This window comes from Paenibacillus sp. FSL R7-0272 (genome assembly GCF_037969905.1).
Lineage (GTDB): Bacteria > Bacillota > Bacilli > Paenibacillales > Paenibacillaceae > Paenibacillus > Paenibacillus polysaccharolyticus.
Genome location: NZ_CP150221.1, coordinates 317,089 through 334,285, shown reverse-complemented (window position 1 = coordinate 334,285; position 17,197 = coordinate 317,089). Strand labels below are relative to the sequence as shown.

Here is a 17,197-nt window from a genome sequence, read left to right as displayed (position 1 = left end):
TGTCACAGACACCATTGAAACTTTGCATGGTACCGCAGCAGATAAATAATCAACAGGTGCAGTTAGATCCCGTGTTTTACATTAAATGCTACGACTATTTACGCAGCTCTGCTGGTGCTTGACCTGCCGAATCCCGAACCACCAACTCGGGTTTAAGTACAATTTTTTGTGGAGCCTTCTGTTCATCCTTTAGCTCATCGATCAACAAATCCACTGCCCGGCGGCCCAAATCTTCAATTGGTTGGGCAATCGTGGTCAGGGGTGGACTCGTTACTGAAGCGAGAATCGTATTGTCGAATCCGATAATGGATACATCTCTCGGTACACGTAGTCCTAACTCCTTGGCTGCTTGAAGTGCACCAATCGCCTGAATATCATTACAACAGAATAAGCCTGTCGGATGATTCTGTTCACCGAGTAGCCGCAATGCTTCTTGTTTGGCAGAGCCTAGATCTGCAGCTGATTCACGGATCTGATCAGGCTCCAGTACGTATCCTGCCTTATTTAATGCTTCACGGAAGCCACGTATCCGTTCCTGACTGCTACTGACTTTGGATGGCTCAGACAAGACTGCCAGACGCGTATGTCCAAGTTCAAGCAGATGTTGCGCAGCCAATAAGCCGCCAAGTCTATCGTCAATGGTGACCGTATGCACTGACAACGCGGGCATATGGCGGGCAATCAGCGCAACAGGCATCGACTGCTGCAAGAGCGGTGACAGAATTTCGGCATTATCGATCCCGGTTCCGATCATCATGCCGTCGACTCTTTTTTGCTGCAACAGGTTCAGGTATCGCTCTACTCGCTCGTCCTTGTTATCCGTACTACAGATCACCACGCTATATCCCAACTGGCGGCTACGATCCTCTACTGCCCGGGCAAGTTCGGCAAAATACGGATTCGAAATATCCGGCACAAGCAGGCCTAGCGTATACGTTTGTTTACCGGTCAGTGCGGCAGCAATTGCGCTCGGTTGATAGTGAAGCCGCTCCATGATCTCCATAATCTCGGCACGGCGCTTCTCGCTGATCTTGCCTTTGCCGTTAATCACCTGCGAGACGGTGGCAATCGATACCCCCGCCTCGCGTGCTATATCGTAAATGGTTGCTTTCATCGTTTTTCCCCATTTGTGCTATATATAAATTCATTATACATAGATGATTATTCTCTTCTTATTATGAAGGGGGAATACTGCTTACGCAATGCGAAGACAGAATTACTTATGACTTTTACTTTTTGAAAAGCCACTCATGATCCGGGTCGTTATGGAACTTCCAAGTCCGTGTCGGCCCAGCCATCACATTCAGATAATAGACTTCATATCCCGGAGGCGCACCTACCGGATGGTATCCATTCGGCACAAGCACGACCTCGCCGTTTTTCACGGCAAGCGTCTCGTCCACAGAACGATCATCGGTGTACACGCGTTGAATGGCAAACCCCTGCTCCGGCTGCACACGGAAATAATACGTTTCCTCCAGCAGTGATTCATCCGGCAACGCATCCTGATCATGTTTATGCGGCGGATAGCTCGACCAGTGACCGTCCGGTGTGAACACTTCAACGACCAGCAGGCTGTCGGCTTCCTTTTGCTCCGGTAAAATGTTATGGATATGACGCTCCAGATTGCCGTAACCGCGCCCTTCCACACCTACATCCTCAGGAGCGATCAAGCGTGAAGGATACGTACCTTTCCCTGGAGCAACACAAATCGCGATCTCCAGCTCGGTAAGTGCCGTAACCTCAATCTGATCTGACGTGGACACATAGACGGAGTACGGAGGAATTTTTTCGAAAACGCTCATGCGTTTCCCGATATTCTCCCATGTATGCTCCCGAGTACTTACATTCGCAAGCCCGCTGAGAAGCACCACGCATAGCTCCTGGTCTCCACTCTCACGGCTTAGCTTCTCCCCTGCTGCTAGTTTCGCAACCTGAAATCCGACGTATTCCCAGCCAGCAGATTCCGGTGTCACCGATAATATTGTCCCGTCTGCCTCCGGGTTTGCGGCAGGTTTTACAATAAGTTCTGACATGTTATTGATCCACTCCTTCCATACTCGTCTGCTATCACTTGATCTGATCCTTGTGTGTTTGACATAGGTAACATTCATTCATTTTGAAGAGAAAATTGCTTTGCAACTTCTACTAAATTCTACTTAATTTGCCGGTTGCGTCTCACGCGATGCACCTGGAACTTCTGTCATCTTCACAGGTCTTCCCTGCTCCATGGACATCTTGGCTGCCAAAGCGATCCGCTCTGCCTGTACTGCATCGTTACCGTCTACAATGACGGGTTTATCATGAATAATGGCATCGATGAAAAGAGCAGTCTCCTGCACATATGCTTCATTGTAACGTTCAAGGAAGAAGTGCAGTGGTTTGTCGCGCATCAGTCCAGCTGCTGTGCTGATCTCCGCTGTATTCGGATGATCATTATCCGCCGAAGCGCTGCCCAGCGAACCGAATACTTCCACACGTTGATCATATCCGTACACGGCCTGACGGCTGTTGTCGATCACACCAATTGCGCCATTAGCAAACGTTAACGTAACGATGGCTGTATCCACATCACCATGTTCTGCGAATACCGGGTTAATGAGTACCTTGCCTTTGGCGTAAACTTCCTCTACTTCACTGCCGGACAAATAACGGGCCATATCGAAATCATGAATCATCATATCCATGAAAATTCCGCCGGATACCCGGATATATTCCGCAGGTGGTGGGCTCGGGTCACGGGAAGTAATCTTAAGAATATGTGGATCACCAATCGTGCCTTCCAACACATGAGAGCGTACTCTTCTGAAGTTGTGGTCAAAGCGGCGGTTAAATCCGATCTGAAGTTTCACGCCAGCCTTTGCTACAGCCGCTACAGCCGCTTCGGTCTGGGACAAGTCCATACTTACCGGCTTTTCACAGAAGATATGTTTACCCGCTTGTGCTGCTTGCTCGATCAACGGTACATGTGTATCTGTTGAGGAACAGATTAATACTGCATCAATGTTTGACATTGCAATGAGCTCACTGCTGTCTTTGGTGACAACAGAGATGCCGCGTTCAGAGGCCCACGCCTCCAGTTCAGGTCCTGCGAACAAATCACTGATCGCTACAATCTCGGCATTCGGGTTACGCAGCAGGTTGTCTGCATGGATTTTGCCGATACGTCCAGCACCGATAATGCCAATTCTTACTTTGTCCTTGCCCATTCCGTTATCCTCCCTATATGCATCCCTATGGTGTCTGGGAACTGAGCCCTTGCTCAGCCCCTATATTGCATGCTGTACGCTGTGCGTTGATCGATTACCAGCGTGTAGTTACCATTTTCTTGCGAGTGTAGAACTCCACACCATCCGTGCCGTTAGCATGCAGATCACCGTAGAAGGATTTCTTCCAACCGGAGAATGGGAAGAAGGCCATCGGTGCTGGTACACCCAGATTCACGCCCAGCATACCCGCTTCAATCGTTTCACGGAACTGGCGCATATTCGCACCGCTGCGAGTAAATAGGCATGCCCCGTTAGCAAAGTCTGAACGGTTTGCCAGTTCTACCGCTTCCTCCAGTGTTTCTACTCTTGCCACCGAAAGTACTGGAGCAAAGATTTCATCTTTCCAGATTTTCATGGTGCTATCTACATGATCAAATACAGTTGGCCCTACAAAATAACCGGAACCGTCTGTCGCTTGATCCTTACGTCCATCCCGAATCAAGGTTGCGCCTTCCTGTTCACCTGACTCAATGTAACCCAGTGTACGCTCTTTGTGAAGTCCGCGGATCACTGGACCCAGGAATACGCCTTCGTCCATGCCGTTACCAATGTTGATGCGGTCAGCAGCTTCCACCAGCTTTTGTACCAAAGCATCCGCCACATCGCCAACAGCAACCACAACGGAGCAAGCCATACAACGTTCGCCAGCTGAACCAAACGCTGCACTTGTGATCTCTTTTACGGTCAGATCAAGGTCAGCGTCCGGCATAACGATGGAGTGGTTCTTCGCACCAGCAAGTGCCTGAACACGTTTGCCGTGTGCAGAAGCTGTTTTGTAGATGTATTCAGCAACAGGTTGTGAACCGACAAAGGAAATAGCCGCAACTTCTTTATGCTCAAGCAATCCGTTTACAACGTCATGTGCACCGTGAACGATGTTGAGTACTCCATCTGGAAGTCCCGCTTCTTTGAAAAGTTCTGCCAAACGTCCGGCCAGGAGCGGAGTACGCTCTGACGGCTTCAGAACAAATGTGTTACCGCAAGCAATCGCCAGCGGGAACATCCAGCAAGGTACCATCATCGGGAAGTTGAACGGAGTGATTCCTCCGATGACCCCGATTGGGTAACGGTACATGCCTGATTCCAGTCCTGTAGCGATGTCAGGCAACTGTTTGCCCATCATGAGGTTCGGGGCACCTGCCGCGAACTCAACGCACTCAATGCCGCGCAATACTTCGCCATAAGCTTCGGCATAACTTTTACCGTTCTCCAGTGTCACCAGTTTGGCCAGCTCTTCCCAGTGCTCTACCAGCAGTTGCTGATAACGGAACAAAATGCGGGCACGGCGAGGAACCGGTGTGGTGCTCCACGATTTGAATGCTGTCCTTGCAGCCTGTACGGCCTGATCCACATCCGCTTGTTCAGACAGCGGCACGTATGCAATAATCTCTTCTGTAGCCGGGTTAACAACCGCTTCGGTTCGTGTTGTCGTCGGGTTTACCCAAGTACCCCCGATCCAGTTTTGTACGTTCGTCACTGTTGCAGACGTTTCTGAAGTCCCTTTTCCCATGTGTGTTGTCTCCCCTCGTTTATGTGCGTTACTTCTATGCGTTTCTTTCCTATCCAGTGCGTATTTTTGTATCACGAATTCCCATTGATCCAATATAGATCATCTAGAACAAAGCCATCTATTTACGGCTGCATCAAGACGGAATAATCTCGCCCCGGTTGCAGCGTTCGATATACTCATTCACTTGTTCTACAGTCGGCATTGCATCCGAGCAGCTGTGACTGGAGATAACGATACTTGCTGCAGCACTTCCGTAGCCCATACTGCGCTCAATCGTCCAGCCTTGCATTAAGCCGTAGAGGAATCCCGCAGCGTAGGAGTCGCCTGCACCGAATGTTTTTACGACACGAGCAGGGTAACTGTTAGCCCGGTGTGAGAGCCCTTCACGTGTATACGCGATGGAGCCTTCTTTTCCGTGCTTGATCACAACGATTTTCGCTGAAAAATCAAACCATTTCTGTGCCGTCACCTGATCATTATGATCCGGGTTATTCTCAAATGTCTCCATCATGTCGAACTCTTCTCGTGTTCCCAGAATGATATCGCATTTCTCGGCAGCGAGGTTATAATAGACTGCTGTCTCTTCATCCGATGTCCAAGTATATGGACGGTAGTCCAAATCAAATACGATGACAGTGCCATGTTTTTTTGCATAAGTCAGAGCTTGAATAACTGCTTCCCGTGATGGGCTCTGTGCGAGAGCTGTACCGGAGATCAACAACACTTTGGAATCCGCAATCAGCTGTTCCTGTACCTCGCTAGCCTGCAATAAAAGATCCGCTACGTTGTCTCGATACATCAAAATACTGCAGTCTGTCGGGCTTTTGATCTCGGTAAAAGCAAGTCCGGTTACTGCCCCCGTGTTATCAGTCACTACATTGGAGGTGTCGATCCCGTTCTTCTCCAGATAACTTTGGATGAATCTGCCCATCTGGTCACCTGCAATTTTGCCGATGAAAGCCGTCTCCATGCCAAGTCTGGACATGCCGATCGTAATATTGGCCGGAGAACCGCCGACGTATTTGGTGAACGTCATCGTCTCTTCCATCGGACGGTTGATCTCATTGGCATTCAAATCGATGCACAAGCGGCCAATGGCAGTGAAATCCTTCTTCCTGGATGCTGGAAAGGATACGTAAGTCATTGCGTTTGAGCCCCTTTCTATGGTGGAATCTCGATTGGTTAGGAGATGATTTCTACTCCATTGATATGAATTCATATTGGTTCTTTTTAATTTGCTACACATATAGAGGCTAGGCTGGCCAGCAGTCTTTCGTTGCGTTGTCTTTACTGCCCTAGTACAGAGACTCCATGTAACTCAGAGAGCGTTTTGCATACTCATACGGATTATGAATGGCAGGATCTTGTTCTCCTTCGAGCATCGCCCAGCCGTTATACCCGCGAGTGATCAGTTCCTGCAGGATCGGTGCAAAATCAATGCAACCATCTCCTGGTACCGTGAATACCCCCCTGCGAATACAGCCAACAAAGTCAGATTGCTCCGCTCGTGCCTGATCCAGCACATCCGGGCGAATATCCTTCAGATGGATGTAGGCAATCCGGTCGTAATGTTTACGCAGCACCTCAAGTGGATTAGCGCCGCCATAATAGGCATGGCCTGTATCAAAGAGTAAGTAAACCAGTGATGGGTCTGTGAGCTCCATCAAACGATCAATTTCCTCAGGTTGCTCAATTACCGTGCCTCCGTGATGGTGATAGGTGAGTTTCAGCCCATACTCCTGAGCAATGGCACCAGCTTGGTTCAAACCTTCAGCAAGAACATGCCATTCGGCATCACTGAGTCTAAGCACTTCTTTTTCATTCGGTGTCCGTCTTGGATCAAAATGAAGTGACCCGCCAACCTCGGCTGTACTAATGACCTTGCTGCCCATGGACTGCAGAAATTCAGCATGTCTGCGATAATCGTCCAGCTCCGCTTGGCGATATGCCGGATCCGAGAACAGTACGGATTTCCACTGGGAGATCAGGTTGATATTACGCTTGCTCAGTTCTTCACGCAGTGTAGCGGGATCGGTCGGATACTTGCGTCCCATCTCAGTACCCTTCAATCCCAGACGCTGAATATCGTCCAGAATCTGCGCACAAGTTGTATCATCACCATGTTCCTTTACATCTTCGCCGACCCAATTGATCGGATGAATCCCAAGCTGGAATGGCAGCTTGCTCATGATTCCACGGCTCCTTTTGTTGTTCAGCTTTGTCAGACTTTATCTTTATGAGAAGAGATTTATTTATAAAATAAATGAGTAGATGAGATTAGTAGCGTGAATTACACCCGTTTTGCTTTACCGCGATTCGATTTCATCGTTTCGTGGGCACGAACGACTTTTTCCTCAACAGATACTTCAGGCACCCCGACATTCCACCATGACTCATATCCGCCTGTGTTGGTTCCCGGTACAACCGGAATTTCAATCAACGTTGTTACCGTCTCGTTCTTGGCATCCCGAAGCGCCTGTTCCAGTTGCTCTGCGGTTTCCGCACGATATGCTTTCGCTCCCATACTACGAGCGTGAGCCGCAAAATCCATAGGCATATACTCACCCGTCAAACGGCCGCTCTCTGTTTCGCGATAACGGAATTCGTTTCCGAATCCGTCACTGCCATGTTCACGTTGCAGATTATGAATGCACTGGAAGCCATTATTATTGAATAAAAGAACCGTCATTTTCTTCTGTTCCTGCAAGCTTGTAACCAGTTCCGAATGCAACATCAGGTAACTACCGTCACCCACCATGGCATATACTTCACGATCCGGCTCCGCGAGAGCCGCGCCGAATGCACCACTAACCTCGTATCCCATACAAGAGAATCCATACTCCATGTGGTATGTCTTCGGCTCAGCAGTACGCCACAAACGGTGCAAGTCCCCTGGGAGACTACCTGCCGCACAGACAATTACCGAGGATGGATCAATTGTGCGATTCACGATACCAATGGCTTTCGTCTGCGCTAAACCAGCTTCATGCTCGGCAGCGTAGAGTCGATCCACCTCTGTATTCCATTGATCACGAAGTTCAGCCACTTCAGATGAACCATATGCACTGCTGTACTGTTGTGCCTTCAATTCTTGTTGCAACGCCTGCAAACCTTCACGGGCATCAGCCAGAATGGCTTCCCCGCCTAACTTGGCAGCATCCATACTATTCAAGTTAATGTTGATAAAGGATACTTCTGGATTTTGAAAAGCAGCATGTGAGGCCGTGGTAAAATCGGAGAACCTCGTACCCACGCCGATCACGACATCCGCTTCTTTAGCCAAGCGATTGGCTGCCAGAGAACCGGTAACCCCGATGGCCCCCACATTAAGCGGGTGTTCCCAAGATACTGCGCTTTTGCCTGCTTGTGTTTCAGCAATTGGAATACCGAAGGCTTCCGCGAACTCGATCAGTTGTGCAGATGCTTCGGAGTAGAGCACCCCACCGCCTGCAACGAGCAGGGGCTTTTTGCTATGGGTGATCTGTTTCGTTGCCCGTTCAATGGCTGCCTGAACAGGTGGCCTGCGATCCAGATAATGCACTTTACGGGCAAAGAAAGATTCCGGGTAGTCATACGCTTCTGCCTGCACATCCTGAGGTAATGCCAGCGTAACAGCTCCTGTCTCAGCTGGGTCGGTCAATACACGCATAGCATTGGTAACTGCAACCATCAACTGTTCCGGGCGCACGATGCGATCCCAGTATTTGCTGACCGCTTTGAACGGATCTGTAGCCGATATGGTATAGTCACTGCTTACTTCGAGTTGTTGTAATACTGGATCTGGCTCTCGCGTAGCAAAGTTATCTCCTGGGAGAAGCAATACCGGAATGCGATTCACCGTTGCTGTTGCTGCGGCAGTAATCATATTCAATGCACCAGGGCCAATAGACGTAGTGCATGCGTAGATCTGTTTGCGGTTCTTCTGTTTGGCATAAGCTGCAGCTGTGTGCACCATACCTTGTTCGTTTTTACCTTGCATATACGTCAGGTTTCCAGAGCTGCGTTCTAATGCTTCCCCGATTCCTGTTACATTCCCGTGTCCAAATATTCCGATAATTCCTTTTACAAACTTGGTTTCTACCCCATCTACCGAGATATACTGCTGATCCAGGTATCGAAGCAAGGCCTGAGCCATCGTTAGTCGAATCGTTGTCATGAATTGATCGCCATCCTTTCCTTTACGGGTTAAGCGCTTAATCTAAGTTAAGTTTAAGCGCCTTACCCCTAAAGGTTAAGCGCTTAATTCATATGGTATTACAGGCTGAGCATTTTCGCAAGCTATTTTTGTAAGCGTTTTATTAAAATTAGGTTAGATTTGCGTAAAATAAGGGGTGAGATCGTACGATGCTGGAGGAATGTAAGGTATAAATGATCAACAAATAATAGCTTGGAGTGTAACAAGAGAGTTCATTGAATGTGCATTGAATGTTAATTGAGAAAATAGCTGCAGAAATACGACGAAGGCTTGGGCACGTAATATAGGAAAAGGGGAAAAACCTCTTGTTCATGCAAAAAAAGAAAGAGAACACAGATTGTGTCTCTTTCTTCTTCAATATATGAAGCGGGTGATGGGAATCGAACCCACGCTATTAGCTTGGAAGGCTAAAGTTCTACCATTGAACTACACCCGCATAAACAAAAAAATCGGGATGACACGATTTGAACATGCGACCCCCTGGTCCCAAACCAGGTGCTCTACCAAGCTGAGCTACATCCCGTTAAATATACCGGCGAGAGGACTCGAACCTCCACGGTTTCCCACTCGATTTTGAGTCGAGCGCGTCTGCCATTCCGCCACGCCGGCATAGTTTAAATTTAGTTATAATGGCGCGCCCTGAGAGATTCGAACTCCCGGCCTTTTGATTCGTAGTCAAACGCTCTATCCAGCTGAGCTAAGGGCGCAAATATTGGAGCGGAAGACGGGAATCGAACCCGCGACCCTCGCCTTGGCAAGGCGATGCTCTACCGCTGAGCCACTTCCGCAAAATAAGGGATGCGCGTGGAGGGACTTGAACCCCCACGTCAAAGACGCTAGATCCTAAGTCTAGTGCGTCTGCCAATTCCGCCACACGCGCATATAATAAAAGTGAGTCATGAAGGATTCGAACCTTCGACACCCTGATTAAAAGTCAGGTGCTCTACCAACTGAGCTAATGACTCATAATAGAACTGGTGGAGGATGATGGATTCGAACCACCGAACCCGTACGGGAGCAGATTTACAGTCTGATGCGTTTGGCCACTTCGCTAATCCTCCATAAAGTGGTGCCGGCGAGAGGACTTGAACCCCCAACCTACTGATTACAAGTCAGTTGCTCTACCAGTTGAGCTACACCGGCGTATCAAATTGTTATGTTCATGGTGGCTCGGGACGGAATCGAACCGCCGACACGAGGATTTTCAGTCCTCTGCTCTACCGACTGAGCTACCGAGCCATATAAAGATGGCGGAACCGACGGGATTCGAACCCGCGATCTCCTGCGTGACAGGCAGGCATGTTAGGCCAACTACACCACGGTTCCAGATCACTTTCGGTTAGGAAAGCTACAATTGCGGGGGCAGGATTTGAACCTGCGGCCTTCGGGTTATGAGCCCGACGAGCTACCGGGCTGCTCCACCCCGCGTCATCAAAAATTATATGGTGGAGGCTGAGGGGATCGAACCCCCGACCCTCTGCTTGTAAGGCAGATGCTCTCCCAGCTGAGCTAAGCCTCCGTAAATATGACCCGTAGGGGATTCGAACCCCTGTTACCTCCGTGAAAGGGAGGTGTCTTAACCCCTTGACCAACGGGCCTTAATGGCTCCCCGAACAGGACTCGAACCTGTGACAACTCGATTAACAGTCGAGTGCTCTACCAACTGAGCTATCAGGGAAAATGGTGGAGCCAAGCGGGATCGAACCGCTGACCTCCTGCTTGCAAGGCAGGCGCTCTCCCAGCTGAGCTATGGCCCCATACATATCTCTTATGAAGTTACTATGGGCCTTGGTGGACTCGAACCACCGGCCTCACCCTTATCAGAGGTGCGCTCTAACCAACTGAGCTAAAGGCCCCTATCTTTCGAAAAAAAATACCCCATTGGGGTTCCGCTTGGCGGCGTCCTACTCTCCCAGGACCCTGCGGTCCAAGTACCATCGGCGCTAGAGGGCTTAACGGTCGTGTTCGGGATGGGTACGTGTGGAACCCCTCCGCCATCGCCACCAAACGCGATTGGTCGAAGCATAGCTTCTTCCATTCATTCAGAACTGAAAATCATACACACATTCCGTGATGTACCGATTTTCACTTCATTCAGAGTGTTGTTCTCTGAAAACTAGATTCGAAACGAAACGCACGCGATTTAAAACTTGCTATTGGATAAGCCCTCGACCGATTAGTACTGGTCAGCTCCATGCATTACTGCACTTCCACCCCCAGCCTATCTACCTCGTCGTCTTCAAGGGGTCTTACATACTGGGAAATCTCATCTTGAGGGGGGCTTCACGCTTAGATGCTTTCAGCGCTTATCCCGTCCGTACATAGCTACCCAGCGGTGCTCCTGGCGGAACAACTGGTACACCAGCGGTACGTCCATCCCGGTCCTCTCGTACTAAGGACAGCTCCTCTCAAATTTCCTACGCCCACGACAGATAGGGACCGAACTGTCTCACGACGTTCTGAACCCAGCTCGCGTACCGCTTTAATGGGCGAACAGCCCAACCCTTGGGACCTACTTCAGCCCCAGGATGCGATGAGCCGACATCGAGGTGCCAAACCTCCCCGTCGATGTGGACTCTTGGGGGAGATAAGCCTGTTATCCCCAGGGTAGCTTTTATCCGTTGAGCGATGGCCCTTCCATGCGGTACCACCGGATCACTAAGCCCGACTTTCGTCCCTGCTCGACTTGTAGGTCTCGCAGTCAAGCTCCCTTATGCCTTTGCACTCTTCGAATGATTTCCAACCATTCTGAGGGAACCTTTGGGCGCCTCCGTTACTCTTTAGGAGGCGACCGCCCCAGTCAAACTGCCCACCTGACACTGTCCCCGCACCGGATTACGGTACCAGGTTAGAACCTAGATACGATCAGGGTGGTATCCCAACGGTGCCTCCACGCAAGCTGGCGCTCACGCTTCAAAGGCTCCCACCTATCCTGTACAGATCGTACCCAAATTCAATATCAAGCTGCAGTAAAGCTCCATGGGGTCTTTCCGTCTTGTCGCGGGTAACCTGCATCTTCACAGGTATTAAAATTTCACCGGATCTCTCGTTGAGACAGCGCCCAAGTCGTTACGCCATTCGTGCGGGTCAGAATTTACCTGACAAGGAATTTCGCTACCTTAGGACCGTTATAGTTACGGCCGCCGTTTACTGGGGCTTCGGTTCACAGCTTCGGGATTACTCCCTAACCACTCCCCTTAACCTTCCAGCACCGGGCAGGCGTCAGCCCGTATACTTCGCCTTACGGCTTCGCACAGACCTGTGTTTTTGCTAAACAGTCGCTTGGGCCTTTTCACTGCGGCCCCCTCGTGCTATTCACACTACCGGGGCACCCCTTCTCCCGAAGTTACGGGGTCATTTTGCCGAGTTCCTTAACGAGAGTTCTTCCGCGCGCCTTAGAATTCTCTTCTCGCCTACCTGTGTCGGTTTGCGGTACGGGCACCTTCATCTGGCTAGAGGCTTTTCTTGGCAGTGTGAGATCATGACCTTCGCTACTGTAATTTTCACTCCCCATCACAGCTCAGCCTTACGGTTAGCGGATTTGCCTACTAACCAGCCTCACTGCTTGGACAGGCATCCATCAGCCTGCGTCACTACCCTACTGCGTCCCCCCATCGCTCGTAACGATTTACGGTGGTACAGGAATTTCGACCTGTTGTCCTTCGACTACGCCTTTCGGCCTCGCCTTAGGTCCCGACTTACCCTGAGCGGACGAGCCTTCCTCAGGAACCCTTAGGCTTTCGGCGGATCAGATTCTCACTGATCTTTTCGTTACTCATACCGGCATTCTCACTTGTATAATGTCCAGCGCTCCTTACGGTACACCTTCAACCCTTATACAACGCTCCCCTACCCCTGATGCAAGCATCAAGCCATAGCTTCGGTGGTGTGTTTAGCCCCGTTACATTTTCGGCGCAGAGTCACTCGACCAGTGAGCTATTACGCACTCTTTCAATGGTGGCTGCTTCTAAGCCAACATCCTGGTTGTCTGTGCAACTCCACATCCTTTCCCACTTAACACACACTTGGGGACCTTAGCTGATGGTCTGGGCTGTTTCCCTTTTGACAATGGATCTTAGCACTCACTGTCTGACTCCCGGAAGTAAGTCTATGGCATTCGGAGTTTGACTGAGCTTGGTAACCCTTGCGGGCCCCGCACCCAATCAGTGCTCTACCTCCACGACTCTGTTTTCCGAGGCTAGCCCTAAAGCTATTTCGGGGAGAACCAGCTATCTCCGAGTTCGATTGGAATTTCTCCGCTACCCCCACCTCATCCCCGCATTTTTCAACATGCGTGGGTTCGGGCCTCCAGTGCGTGTTACCGCACCTTCACCCTGGACAGGGGTAGATCACCCGGTTTCGGGTCTACGTCCACGTACTCACTCGCCCTATTCAGACTCGCTTTCGCTGCGGCTCCGGCTCTTCACCTTAACCTTGCACGGGAACGTAACTCGCCGGTTCATTCTACAAAAGGCACGCCATCACCCCTAAAACGGGCTCTGACTTTTTGTAAGCACACGGTTTCAGGTTCTATTTCACTCCCCTTCCGGGGTGCTTTTCACCTTTCCCTCACGGTACTGCTTCACTATCGGTCGCTAGGAAGTATTTAGCCTTGGCAGATGGTCCTGCCGGATTCATACGGGGTTTCACGTGCCCCGCACTACTCGGGATCCGTCTCGGAGAGAATCAACTTTCAATTACAGGGCTTTTACCTTCTTTGGCGGGCCTTTCCAGACCTCTTCGTTTAACTGACTCCTTTGTAACTCCATGTGAGACGTCCCACAACCCCAAAGAGCAAGCTCTCTGGTTTGGGCTTCTCCGCGTTCGCTCGCCGCTACTGACGGAATCACTATTGTTTTCTCTTCCTCAGGGTACTTAGATGTTTCAGTTCCCCTGGTATGCCTCTACATAACCTATGTATTCAGTTATGAGTAACTGGATATTACCCCAGCTGGGTTTCCCCATTCGGACATCCCCGGATCAAAGCTTGCTTACAGCTCCCCGAGGCAGTTTCGTTGTTCGCCACGTCCTTCATCGGCTCCTAGCGCCTAGGCATCCTCCGTGTGCTCTTAGTAGCTTAACCAGGTCGCTCGTGTTCGAGCTGTCACTTCCCTTGGTTTGCTTGCGCAAAGCCAAAAGTCGTTCCATTTCGATCACTCGCTCCAGCAATCTACCGTTTTTATTGAAACTTGTTATACACAAGTTCAGCTAAAAAGGAATGTTCTAATTCGCGTTTGTTTCGTTTCGATATCTAGTTTTCAAAGAACAAATCGTTTGGTTCGGGCCGTTCACGGATGTGTCGGTCGAACAAACGAGAAGTTTTGAGAGTTTGAGCTCTCAAAACTGAGCAACGAGTGAGTGGTTTGCAGCTGAGCTGCATATTTGAATGTTTCCACGCGGGAAACGATTCTCCATAGAAAGGAGGTGATCCAGCCGCACCTTCCGATACGGCTACCTTGTTACGACTTCACCCCAATCATCTATCCCACCTTCGGCGGCTGGCTCCTTGCGGTTACCCCACCGACTTCGGGTGTTATAAACTCTCGTGGTGTGACGGGCGGTGTGTACAAGACCCGGGAACGTATTCACCGCGGCATGCTGATCCGCGATTACTAGCAATTCCGACTTCATGCAGGCGAGTTGCAGCCTGCAATCCGAACTGAGACCGGCTTTGTTGGGATTGGCTCCATCTCGCGATTTCGCAGCCCGTTGTACCGGCCATTGTAGTACGTGTGTAGCCCAGGTCATAAGGGGCATGATGATTTGACGTCATCCCCACCTTCCTCCGGTTTGTCACCGGCAGTCTATCTAGAGTGCCCACCCGAAGTGCTGGCAACTAAATATAAGGGTTGCGCTCGTTGCGGGACTTAACCCAACATCTCACGACACGAGCTGACGACAACCATGCACCACCTGTCTCAACTTTCCCCGAAGGGCACCTAACGCATCTCTGCCTCGTTAGTTGGATGTCAAGACCTGGTAAGGTTCTTCGCGTTGCTTCGAATTAAACCACATACTCCACTGCTTGTGCGGGTCCCCGTCAATTCCTTTGAGTTTCAGTCTTGCGACCGTACTCCCCAGGCGGAGTGCTTAATGTGTTAACTTCGGCACCAAGGGTATCGAAACCCCTAACACCTAGCACTCATCGTTTACGGCGTGGACTACCAGGGTATCTAATCCTGTTTGCTCCCCACGCTTTCGCGCCTCAGCGTCAGTTACAGCCCAGAGAGTCGCCTTCGCCACTGGTGTTCCTCCACATCTCTACGCATTTCACCGCTACACGTGGAATTCCACTCTCCTCTTCTGCACTCAAGTCACACAGTTTCCAGTGCGATCCGGGGTTGAGCCCCGGGATTAAACACCAGACTTACATGACCGCCTGCGCGCGCTTTACGCCCAATAATTCCGGACAACGCTTGCCCCCTACGTATTACCGCGGCTGCTGGCACGTAGTTAGCCGGGGCTTTCTTCTCAGGTACCGTCACCTTGAGAGCAGTTACTCTCCCAAGCGTTCTTCCCTGGCAACAGAGCTTTACGATCCGAAAACCTTCATCACTCACGCGGCATTGCTCCGTCAGGCTTTCGCCCATTGCGGAAGATTCCCTACTGCTGCCTCCCGTAGGAGTCTGGGCCGTGTCTCAGTCCCAGTGTGGCCGATCACCCTCTCAGGTCGGCTACGCATCGTCGCCTTGGTGAGCCGTTACCTCACCAACTAGCTAATGCGCCGCAGGCCCATCCCCAAGTGACAGATTGCTCCGTCTTTCCAGTTCTCTTCAGGCGAAGAAAACAAGTATTCGGTATTAGCTACCGTTTCCGGTAGTTGTCCCAAGCTTGAGGGCAGGTTGCCTACGTGTTACTCACCCGTCCGCCGCTAACCATCCGAGAAGCAAGCTTCTCTTCAAGTCCGCTCGACTTGCATGTATTAGGCATGCCGCCAGCGTTCGTCCTGAGCCAGGATCAAACTCTCCAATAAAGTTATTGAAAAGAGCGATAAGCTCATTTTGAATCTGACGAGATTAAAAATCTCATTTTTGATCTTGCAAGCAAGATCGATACTCACTCGTTGTTCAGTTTTCAAAGATCAAACATATTCAGTCACTGTCACTCATTCGCTTCAGTAACTTTTATATCATATCATTTCCGAACCAACTTTGCAAGCTCTTTTTTCAAGTTTCTTTCGAAGCTTATTTTTATTGGCTTACCGCACCGTGTAAACTGTGTTTTCTTGGCCGGATTTAGAATATATCATAACATACAACCCTTTGGCAACTTGTAAAATATCCCATTAGTAAATCAACTTTAGATCACAACCATATAACAGCATGCTTCTATAATGATAATTGAAACTGCCCTCACACACTACATTCCTTTACTTACCCTACTTGTTTCAGCTACACATGAAATACACCTTATAGAATACTCATCATTTAAATCTATCCAAGGAATCCTGTGATACTAGACCAGCTCTTATTTTTTTAAATGGTTGTTCTCAGTTAGCTTGTATTAATCATACAACCCTTCCATCTAGCATTAGGGATAAAACTATCTATGGTAACCTTTGATGCGTGTATTCTAGCTACTAAACAAAGCCCCCCTAATTTTATATGCTATCTCGTTCTATGGGCAAATCTGGCCATCATCACGGTATCGTAATACTGTCCATCCGCATGCCGTCGATCTCGCTTGAGGACTCCTTCAATCTCAAAACCGCTTGTCTTATATAATCGTATCGCTTTATCATTCGTTGCAAGTACCTTTAACGTTACCTTTTCGATCCCTTGTTCATCCGCCCAATGTAAGGACGATTTCAGTAACTCTCTTCCTATACCATATCCCCAGAAGGAACGGGCAACACATACCCCAAACTCGGCCTGATGCGAAAAACGCTTCAACTCAGATCCAGCACACCTGCAGTACCCGACAATGTCACCTGATGCCACAGCAACCAGAAACAGATTGTTACGTTTTGCGGTATCCATGCGAATCAACTCTTGGAACCCCGAAGCATCAATGTAGGCTTCGCCCGCTTCACGATCCATATTATCCGTCTCACCGTCTAGCTGCACACGAAGTGAGCACAACGTATCGGCATCCTTTTCCACGGCTGAACGAATGGTATATTGCATCCCTTTGACTAGGTACTCCTGATCATCAATAATCATCTCGCCTCTCTCACACCTTTCACGCTTAACATTAACAACATCATCAACTCCGTTTAGGCTA

8 protein-coding genes, 17 tRNA genes and 3 rRNA genes are annotated in these 17,197 nt (G+C 49.8%); all 28 read right to left on the bottom strand.

The window, feature by feature from the left end:
• Positions 1 to 94: 94 nt before the first annotated feature.
• On the bottom strand, positions 95 to 1,114 hold the full coding sequence (locus MKY23_RS01535; protein ID WP_090924982.1) for a LacI family DNA-binding transcriptional regulator: 1,020 nt from the start codon (positions 1,112 to 1,114) through the stop codon (positions 95 to 97).
• A 115-nt stretch (positions 1,115 to 1,229) separates the two neighbouring features.
• The gene (gene iolB, locus MKY23_RS01530; RefSeq protein WP_221788345.1) at positions 1,230 to 2,036 is read right to left on the bottom strand and encodes a 5-deoxy-glucuronate isomerase; all 807 of its coding nucleotides are present in this window, start codon (positions 2,034 to 2,036) and stop codon (positions 1,230 to 1,232) included.
• 123 nt (positions 2,037 to 2,159) lie between these two features.
• Positions 2,160 to 3,209 (bottom strand): inositol 2-dehydrogenase, encoded by a 1,050-nt coding sequence (gene iolG / locus MKY23_RS01525; RefSeq protein ID WP_221788344.1) that lies wholly within the window; start codon positions 3,207 to 3,209, stop codon positions 2,160 to 2,162.
• Between the two features lie 94 nt (positions 3,210 to 3,303).
• The gene (locus tag MKY23_RS01520) at positions 3,304 to 4,779 is read right to left on the bottom strand and encodes a CoA-acylating methylmalonate-semialdehyde dehydrogenase (RefSeq protein ID WP_339834787.1); all 1,476 of its coding nucleotides are present in this window, start codon (positions 4,777 to 4,779) and stop codon (positions 3,304 to 3,306) included.
• Between the two features lie 133 nt (positions 4,780 to 4,912).
• Positions 4,913 to 5,923: a 5-dehydro-2-deoxygluconokinase gene (iolC, locus tag MKY23_RS01515; protein WP_154985913.1), complete on the bottom strand. Its 1,011-nt coding sequence runs from the start codon at positions 5,921 to 5,923 to the stop codon at positions 4,913 to 4,915.
• A gap of 151 nt (positions 5,924 to 6,074) precedes the next feature.
• Positions 6,075 to 6,968, bottom strand: coding sequence for a myo-inosose-2 dehydratase (gene iolE, locus MKY23_RS01510; RefSeq protein WP_339834783.1), 894 nt, complete (start codon positions 6,966 to 6,968; stop codon positions 6,075 to 6,077).
• Between the two features lie 101 nt (positions 6,969 to 7,069).
• Positions 7,070 to 8,935, bottom strand: a complete 1,866-nt coding sequence (gene iolD / locus MKY23_RS01505) for a 3D-(3,5/4)-trihydroxycyclohexane-1,2-dione acylhydrolase (decyclizing) (RefSeq protein WP_339834780.1) — start codon at positions 8,933 to 8,935, stop codon at positions 7,070 to 7,072.
• Between the two features lie 404 nt (positions 8,936 to 9,339).
• Positions 9,340 to 9,410, bottom strand: a tRNA-Gly gene (locus tag MKY23_RS01500).
• Positions 9,411 to 9,423: 13 nt separating this feature from the next.
• A tRNA-Pro gene (locus MKY23_RS01495) sits at positions 9,424 to 9,497 on the bottom strand.
• A 7-nt stretch (positions 9,498 to 9,504) separates the two neighbouring features.
• Positions 9,505 to 9,583, bottom strand: a tRNA-Leu gene (locus MKY23_RS01490).
• Positions 9,584 to 9,604: 21 nt separating this feature from the next.
• A tRNA-Arg gene (locus MKY23_RS01485) sits at positions 9,605 to 9,681 on the bottom strand.
• Between the two features lie 6 nt (positions 9,682 to 9,687).
• Positions 9,688 to 9,762, bottom strand: a tRNA-Gly gene (locus MKY23_RS01480).
• A gap of 11 nt (positions 9,763 to 9,773) precedes the next feature.
• Positions 9,774 to 9,854 (bottom strand) — tRNA-Leu (locus MKY23_RS01475).
• 12 nt (positions 9,855 to 9,866) lie between these two features.
• Positions 9,867 to 9,939: transfer RNA gene (locus MKY23_RS01470), tRNA-Lys, on the bottom strand.
• Between the two features lie 10 nt (positions 9,940 to 9,949).
• Positions 9,950 to 10,035 (bottom strand) — tRNA-Tyr (locus tag MKY23_RS01465).
• A 6-nt stretch (positions 10,036 to 10,041) separates the two neighbouring features.
• Positions 10,042 to 10,117 (bottom strand) — tRNA-Thr (locus MKY23_RS01460).
• Between the two features lie 20 nt (positions 10,118 to 10,137).
• Positions 10,138 to 10,213: transfer RNA gene (locus MKY23_RS01455), tRNA-Phe, on the bottom strand.
• A gap of 9 nt (positions 10,214 to 10,222) precedes the next feature.
• Positions 10,223 to 10,300: transfer RNA gene (locus MKY23_RS01450), tRNA-Asp, on the bottom strand.
• 28 nt (positions 10,301 to 10,328) lie between these two features.
• Positions 10,329 to 10,402: transfer RNA gene (locus tag MKY23_RS01445), tRNA-Met, on the bottom strand.
• A gap of 15 nt (positions 10,403 to 10,417) precedes the next feature.
• Positions 10,418 to 10,493, bottom strand: a tRNA-Val gene (locus MKY23_RS01440).
• 7 nt (positions 10,494 to 10,500) lie between these two features.
• A tRNA-Glu gene (locus tag MKY23_RS01435) sits at positions 10,501 to 10,572 on the bottom strand.
• Positions 10,573 to 10,576: 4 nt separating this feature from the next.
• Positions 10,577 to 10,652: transfer RNA gene (locus tag MKY23_RS01430), tRNA-Asn, on the bottom strand.
• Positions 10,653 to 10,655: 3 nt separating this feature from the next.
• A tRNA-Ala gene (locus MKY23_RS01425) sits at positions 10,656 to 10,731 on the bottom strand.
• A 25-nt stretch (positions 10,732 to 10,756) separates the two neighbouring features.
• Positions 10,757 to 10,830, bottom strand: a tRNA-Ile gene (locus MKY23_RS01420).
• A gap of 35 nt (positions 10,831 to 10,865) precedes the next feature.
• Positions 10,866 to 10,982, bottom strand: a 5S ribosomal RNA gene (gene rrf, locus MKY23_RS01415).
• A gap of 148 nt (positions 10,983 to 11,130) precedes the next feature.
• Positions 11,131 to 14,057 (bottom strand): 23S ribosomal RNA (locus MKY23_RS01410).
• 334 nt (positions 14,058 to 14,391) lie between these two features.
• Positions 14,392 to 15,947 (bottom strand): 16S ribosomal RNA (locus tag MKY23_RS01405).
• The 16S, 23S and 5S rRNA genes sit together here with 17 tRNA genes alongside, the layout of an rRNA operon.
• Positions 15,948 to 16,581: 634 nt before the next feature.
• A complete protein-coding gene (locus MKY23_RS01400; protein ID WP_154959838.1) occupies positions 16,582 to 17,136 on the bottom strand; it encodes a GNAT family N-acetyltransferase in 555 nt (184 codons plus the stop codon).
• Positions 17,137 to 17,197: the final 61 nt, after the last annotated feature.

What these genes read in the sequence shown, in the direction of transcription:
- MKY23_RS01520 (WP_339834787.1), bottom strand. Translation starts at nt 4,779, where the DNA reads ATGGGAAAAGGGACTTCAGAAACGTCTGCAACAGTGACGAACGTACAA.
- iolC (WP_154985913.1), bottom strand. Translation starts at nt 5,923, where the DNA reads ATGACTTACGTATCCTTTCCAGCATCCAGGAAGAAGGATTTCACTGCC.
- iolD (WP_339834780.1), bottom strand. Translation starts at nt 8,935, where the DNA reads ATGACAACGATTCGACTAACGATGGCTCAGGCCTTGCTTCGATACCTG.
- iolB (WP_221788345.1), bottom strand. Translation starts at nt 2,036, where the DNA reads ATGTCAGAACTTATTGTAAAACCTGCCGCAAACCCGGAGGCAGACGGG.
- MKY23_RS01535 (WP_090924982.1), bottom strand. Translation starts at nt 1,114, where the DNA reads ATGAAAGCAACCATTTACGATATAGCACGCGAGGCGGGGGTATCGATT.
- iolG (WP_221788344.1), bottom strand. Translation starts at nt 3,209, where the DNA reads ATGGGCAAGGACAAAGTAAGAATTGGCATTATCGGTGCTGGACGTATC.
- iolE (WP_339834783.1), bottom strand. Translation starts at nt 6,968, where the DNA reads ATGAGCAAGCTGCCATTCCAGCTTGGGATTCATCCGATCAATTGGGTC.
- MKY23_RS01400 (WP_154959838.1), bottom strand. Translation starts at nt 17,136, where the DNA reads ATGATTATTGATGATCAGGAGTACCTAGTCAAAGGGATGCAATATACC.